General features: G+C 39.2%; 6 protein-coding genes and 2 pseudogenes. 3 read left to right on the top strand and 5 right to left on the bottom strand.

The window, feature by feature from the left end; translation table 11 throughout:
* Positions 1-452: 452 nt before the first annotated feature.
* From HMPREF3057_RS10210 to HMPREF3057_RS05830, 4 genes and pseudogenes are all read right to left on the bottom strand, one after another.
* Positions 453-703: pseudogene (locus HMPREF3057_RS10210) on the bottom strand (hypothetical protein).
* A 55-nt stretch (positions 704-758) separates the two neighbouring features.
* Positions 759-857: pseudogene (locus HMPREF3057_RS10585) on the bottom strand (peptide ABC transporter); the annotation flags it as partial.
* A 6-nt stretch (positions 858-863) separates the two neighbouring features.
* Positions 864-1,838 carry a sensor histidine kinase gene (locus tag HMPREF3057_RS05835; protein ID WP_070696865.1) on the bottom strand — a complete coding sequence of 325 codons (975 nt, stop codon included), beginning with the start codon at positions 1,836-1,838 and terminating at the stop codon, positions 864-866.
* A complete protein-coding gene (locus HMPREF3057_RS05830) occupies positions 1,831-2,508 on the bottom strand; it encodes a response regulator transcription factor (protein ID WP_070696863.1) in 678 nt (225 codons plus the stop codon). The genes HMPREF3057_RS05835 and HMPREF3057_RS05830 overlap by 8 nt, the downstream gene beginning before the upstream one ends.
* 321 nt (positions 2,509-2,829) lie before the next feature.
* Between HMPREF3057_RS05830 and HMPREF3057_RS05825 the strand changes: the two genes are divergently transcribed.
* From HMPREF3057_RS05825 to HMPREF3057_RS05815, 3 genes are all read left to right on the top strand, one after another.
* Entirely contained in the window at positions 2,830-3,399 is a 570-nt protein-coding gene (locus tag HMPREF3057_RS05825; protein ID WP_070569193.1) for a TetR/AcrR family transcriptional regulator, read from the top strand.
* A gap of 85 nt (positions 3,400-3,484) precedes the next feature.
* On the top strand, positions 3,485-4,261 hold the full coding sequence (locus HMPREF3057_RS05820) for a ferredoxin reductase domain-containing protein (protein ID WP_070696860.1): 777 nt from the start codon (positions 3,485-3,487) through the stop codon (positions 4,259-4,261).
* Positions 4,262-4,350: 89 nt separating this feature from the next.
* On the top strand, positions 4,351-5,427 hold the full coding sequence (locus HMPREF3057_RS05815) for a DUF2974 domain-containing protein (protein WP_070696858.1): 1,077 nt from the start codon (positions 4,351-4,353) through the stop codon (positions 5,425-5,427).
* An 81-nt stretch (positions 5,428-5,508) separates the two neighbouring features.
* Here HMPREF3057_RS05815 and HMPREF3057_RS05810 read toward each other — a convergent pair.
* Positions 5,509-5,719, bottom strand: a 211-nt coding sequence (locus tag HMPREF3057_RS05810) for an LPXTG cell wall anchor domain-containing protein (protein WP_142350350.1), incomplete at its 5' end; no start/stop codon positions are given.

Raw genomic sequence — 5,719 nt, 5'->3', positions numbered from 1 at the left:
CATATTTAGACCGATAGAGGCAATAAAAATCGCACACATCAAAATCACTATATCTCTTAATCGAACATGAAGATCATCATATAATTTCTCACGGTATTCACGTGTTGAATAATTTCCGGTCATTGGTTACTCCTTTTATTTCATATAATCTTGTTTCTGCTTGGATGATGGCAGAGAGACTTCTTTTCAATCTTACATATTTTTAATTCTCACCTGTTATTTTTTTGAAAATTATCTTTTAAGCATCCGTCAGTCTATCCTTAACATTATATCAAAAATTTTACAGTCTTTCTCTGAAGAAATATATCAATTGAACAGATAGAGAAGGAAGAAACTTTTGTTTCCTTATACGAAAAAGAAAAAAATGGTATCTCCTCTGAAAGAAGATGCCGTTTTAATCTTTAAACAAGATTGGTGTGTTCGACAATCCATTGCTTCATTTTTATTTTCAATCAGAAGCCATAGATCCCAAACGTGATGATGGTTAGAAGAAACCCCTTGATCCAGTTGCCGAACAGTTGTGCTCCAGTCCCGTCAAAGTATAGACGTTGCTCATCCACTACCGTGTGTTTGGTTTTCAATTTTGCATCATGCAAACCGCCCAAGATGTTGCGATCCCCAAGGTAAGCCTGAAAATTATGGCTACTAAGATAGAGTATCCAATATAATCTAGGATTCCTCCGTCAAAATAACTTTCTTTCATTTTTGCCTCTTTTATTTTTTGACTATATTCTAGTCGTTTCCTAGTGTAACATTTTTTACATCTGGACAATCTTACGGTAACTTCTAGACATTATCATGAAAATAGAGATATAGACTAGAACAAAAATTCCACAGATGGATAAGGTCATCATCAACTATGCTCACTCAATCATCAGATTCCTATTGGAAAACTTGATGCGTACTGTTGTTCCTTTTCCAACCTCAGACTCGATGCGAATCTGGTGACCCAGTTCTTCAGAAATTTTCTTAGATAGATAAAGTCCAAGTCCAGATGACTGCTGGGTCAAACGCCCATTGTAGCCTGAAAAGCCACGTTCAAAGACTCGGAGGACATCACTGTTTTTAATCCCGATTCCCGTATCCTTGATACAGAGCTCCTGACCTTCCATATAAATCTCTAGCCCACCTTCCTTGGTGTACTTGAGACTGTTTGAGAGGATTTGTTCAATGACGACCAACAGCCATTTCTTATCAGTCACGATGATTTTGTCAAGGTCATGGAGATTGAGCGTCAGTCCTTTTTGGATAAAGAAAAGGGCATACTTGCGAACCACTTCCTTCACCAGATCCTCCACTTGAACCTTTTCAAATACTAAGTCATCGTGGAAGCTTTCCAAACGAAGATACTGCAACACCAGATTGGTATAGGAGTCAATCTTGAAGATTTCCTGTTCCAGTTGCTGCTTAACCTCCCGATCAGAGACTTCTGCTACCAAGAGACGACTCGCTGCAATGGGGGTCTTGATCTGATGAACCCACAAGGTGTAGTAGTCCAGCAAATCCGTCAGCTTGCTCTGAGCTTCAGACTTCTTTTGATACAATTCAGACTCACGCTCTTCGAGCTTTTCTGCTAGCGCACATTCCAGAGGAGACTTGGGATCTCGCTCAGCATAGAGTACTTCCTGCCGGTAAACCTGAACTTCTGCAAATATATCCCAAGCCAAAAATAGGAAGGTCACAAAACTACTGAGCAGAAAGAAATAAAGAAAATAAGTTCCTAGACTAGCAAATAAAAACTGAAAGAGAAGGACGAGAAAGCCTAATGAAAAAATATAGGTAAAAACGCGACTGCGAGAACGCAGATAGGCTAGAAAAAATGATTTCCAATCAAGCATGTTTCAGTCCGTATCCTATCCCTTTCTTGGTTTCGATAAAGCCTGCTAAACCTTGCTCCTCCAACTTTTTGCGCAAGCGAGCAACGTTGACAGACAAGGTGTTATCATCGATGAAAAAATCGCTATTCCAGAGTTCCCGCATCAGGTCATCACGCGCCACGATATTGCCAGCATGTTCAAACAAGACCCGCAAAATTTGAAATTCATTCTTGGTCAAACTCAGGACTTCCCCCTGATAGTGCAGGTCCATCGACTTGGTATTGAGAATCACACCTGCATACTCTAGCAAACTTTCATCCCGTCCAAACTCATAGGAACGGCGCAGTAAGCCCTGAACCTTAGCCAATAGAACCTGCTGGTCAAAAGGCTTGGTCACAAAGTCGTCCGCTCCCATATTGATCGCCATGACGATATCCATAGCCTGATCTCTCGAAGACAGAAACATGATAGGCACCTTGGAAATCTTGCGAATCTCCTGGCACCAGTGATAACCATTAAAAAGAGGCAGACCGATATCCATGAGGACCAGATGAGGCTCCGACTGAACAAAAAGGCTCAATACTTCCATAAAATCTTCTACCAAAATGACCTCAAAGCCCCACTCAGAGAGCAGTTTCCCAACTTGTTGTCGAATGACTTGGTCATCTTCTACTAGTAAAATCTTGTGCATGCGCTCCTCCTTTGTTATTTCTCAAAATATCAAAATCCTTCATATCAGATTTACGGATCAGTATCTCATGCTGTTTAGCAGCCTATTTCCCAAAACCAGATCAGAAAACAGATGCTAAATAGAGGACATTCCCACTGATATCATACCTTATTTTTAATTATAGTTCCAGCCTTATCCTATATTTTCCTTTTTGTGCTCATTTAGCTAGCGTTTCTTTAACTTATTTAATAGATCTAGCCTTCTTATTGACAAGCTAGCCATGATTTGTTAGAATATGAATGAACAAATAAATTTATTCATTCATAAAGCGAAGGAGGTTAAATCATATTGGACAAAAAACAATCTTTAAAAACAGCAGCCTATGAAGTTTTTTCGAAAAAAGGTTACAAGGCAACAGGTATTTCAGAAATTGCTAGGCAAGCTGGTGTTGCAGTTGGTTCTTTTTATAACTATTACGAGAGTAAAGAAGCCATTTTTCTAGACATCTATATAGATGAAAACAACCGTGTTCGCCAAGCTATGATCGAAGAACTGGATTGGGAAATTGACATGATCGACCTCATTGGTCAACTATTTGCTCAGTCCAGAACTCTCGTTTCTTCCAATAAAATCCTTGCAGAATGGTACAATCCTGCCATCGCAGATGAGTTACACAGCTACTATTCCTCGGAAGAAGGCAAAGTCGCAAATCCTTTTCATCAGTTTCTAGTTAAAACTTTTACAAATCGTATGCAGTCTGAAGGGTACTCGCCAGAAAAGATTCAAGATATTTTACAGGTTTATAATCTGTTTTACTATATGGATATGCATATCACGGAAAAAGATTTTCCAGATATTGGCAAAACTGTTGAAATACTTGCGACCAACTTCATTAAAGGAGTTCTAAAATAAAGAATGGATTTCTTTATTTTTTGAAAAGATATGAATGAATAATTTTATAGTTCATTCATAAAATTAAGAACAGGAGTCATAAAAAATGAAAAGAGGTAAAAAAATGTTTATTATCATTCTATCAACACTTGGAGCGATATGTATTATAACTTGGGGTGCCATCGCTTATCTTGGACGAAGCCAGACATTATCTATAAAATCCATTGAAAACCCCAGCGGAGATCTATATTTAATTCATATCACAAAACCGAGTCATCAAATTTGGAAAGCTGGGGCTTATGCTAAGTTTACACTCCCTGATACCTCGTCCGCTGCTAGGAAAAACGAAGCCAAGGGTGAGCAGACCAGTCGATGGCTAACCATTGCCTCCACACCTGATGAAGATGAAATCCTCATTTTGACTCATAATAGTGGTAGTAACTTTAAGAACACCTTGGCACATTTACCAGCTGGCAGTGAGATTGAGATGAGTTGGCTGGATTCCTCTTTGTCTGTTAAAGATACGAATCAGCCACTAGTTTGCTTTGCATCTGATGTCGGCATTTCTGCTCTACGCCCCTTTATCAAAGAATGGGCTGGTAAATGTCCGATTATTCTCAACCATTTTGACAAAGGAGTTACTATTTTCGATAATGAGATGAAAGAACTGGCTCAAAAAACACCGAATTTTACTTATAAAACTAGCGAGGAACTTTCTCAAAGTCAAGAATTTTTAAAACGTGCTATTGATGAATACGGCAATCAAGCTAGTTATCTCATCACAGGTCAGCCTGATGATGTAAATGAGATGAAGAACTTTTTAAAGGAAAATTGGATTGATAGCAAAAACATACAAGTAAGCTCGTTTAGAGGTTTGAAATAGGAGCAATCTATCTTCTATGTATTTCAATCAAACCCTACTAGCTAATTCTAGGTAAATGTGGTAGGATAAACATAGAGAAAGGAGCTTTTATGGCCAATATTTTTGACTACTTAAATGATGTAGCATACGATTCCTTTTATGACCTCCCCGTGAACGAGTTAGATGTTCTTGCCTTGACTGAATTAACCTACCTTGCTTTTGATGATGTAGTCACCCAAGAACCAAAGCGCCTCATAGATCTAGCATCTCAAATCCCTAGAGAAACGACGATGTTGACCAATAAAAACCGTCTCCAGTTGTTGAATCAGCTCGCTCAACACAAACGCTTTAAAAATTGCAAGCTCTCAGACTTTATTAACGATATTGATCCTGAATTGCAAAAACAGTTTGCAGCCATGACTTATCGTATCAGTCTCGACACCTATTTGCTTGTTTTTCGCGGAACGGATGATAGTATCATTGGTTGGAAAGAAGATTTCCATATGACCTATATGAAAGAAATTCCAGCTCAAAAACACGCCCTTCAGTATTTACAGGACTTTTTTGCTCAACATCCTAACCAAAAGGTTGTCATAGCTGGACACTCAAAAGGGGGCAATCTAGCCGTCTATGCTGCTAGTCAGCTCGATCCAGTCTTACAAAAAAACATTGTCGCTGTCTATACTTTTGATGCTCCTGGACTTCACAAGGAACTAACCGAAACACCTGGCTATCAAAACATGATGGAAAGAACGAAAGTATTTGTCCCACAAGGTTCTATCATCGGAATGATGTTGGAAATTCCGGACAAAAAAATCGTCGTTCGAAGCACCGCTCTAGGTGGCCTTGCTCAGCATGACACCTTTAGTTGGCAGGTTGAAGACAAACACTTTGTCCAACTAGACGAGACCAATAGTGACAGCCAACAAGTCGACACTACTTTCAAGGAATGGGTTGAGACGGTCCCTGATACTGAACTGCAGCTCTACTTTGACCTCTTTTTTGGAATCATTCTCGATGCAGGCATCTCTTCTATCAACGATCTTTCTTCCTTCAAGGTCATTGAACACATTCACCATCTCTTTGTCCAAGCTCAATCCCTCACTCCCGAAGAAAGAGAAATCATGGGACGCTTAACCCAACTCTTGATTGACACTCGCTACCAAGCTTGGAAAAATCGAGAATAGACAAAAACCAACTAATCTAACGATTAGTTGGTTTTTTGTTTAAGAAACTAATGGATACTACTTAGAATCTCGAGTATAGAATTAGTCTTCTTTTTTCTTGCGAGACACAAGTCCAAATCCGCTCATCAAACCAAGTACTCCTAGAGTTGCCAAAGCTGCATGATCTTCCGTACCAGTATTAGGTAATTCTTTGGTTGCTTTAGTAGTTGGAGATTGCTTAGTCGGTTTTTGTTGAGGGGCAGTAACAACTTTTTCGTAGACATGTTCTGTGTCGCCGTTTGGAAGTTTCTTA

Source organism: Streptococcus sp. HMSC072D05, from assembly GCF_001815805.1.
Taxonomy (GTDB): domain Bacteria; phylum Bacillota; class Bacilli; order Lactobacillales; family Streptococcaceae; genus Streptococcus.
This window is presented reverse-complemented; position numbering and strand designations above follow the sequence as displayed.

What these genes read in the sequence shown, in the direction of transcription:
- HMPREF3057_RS05815 (WP_070696858.1), top strand. Translation starts at nt 4,351, where the DNA reads ATGGCCAATATTTTTGACTACTTAAATGATGTAGCATACGATTCCTTT.
- HMPREF3057_RS05830 (WP_070696863.1), bottom strand. Translation starts at nt 2,508, where the DNA reads ATGCACAAGATTTTACTAGTAGAAGATGACCAAGTCATTCGACAACAA.
- HMPREF3057_RS05835 (WP_070696865.1), bottom strand. Translation starts at nt 1,838, where the DNA reads ATGCTTGATTGGAAATCATTTTTTCTAGCCTATCTGCGTTCTCGCAGT.
- HMPREF3057_RS05820 (WP_070696860.1), top strand. Translation starts at nt 3,485, where the DNA reads ATGAAAAGAGGTAAAAAAATGTTTATTATCATTCTATCAACACTTGGA.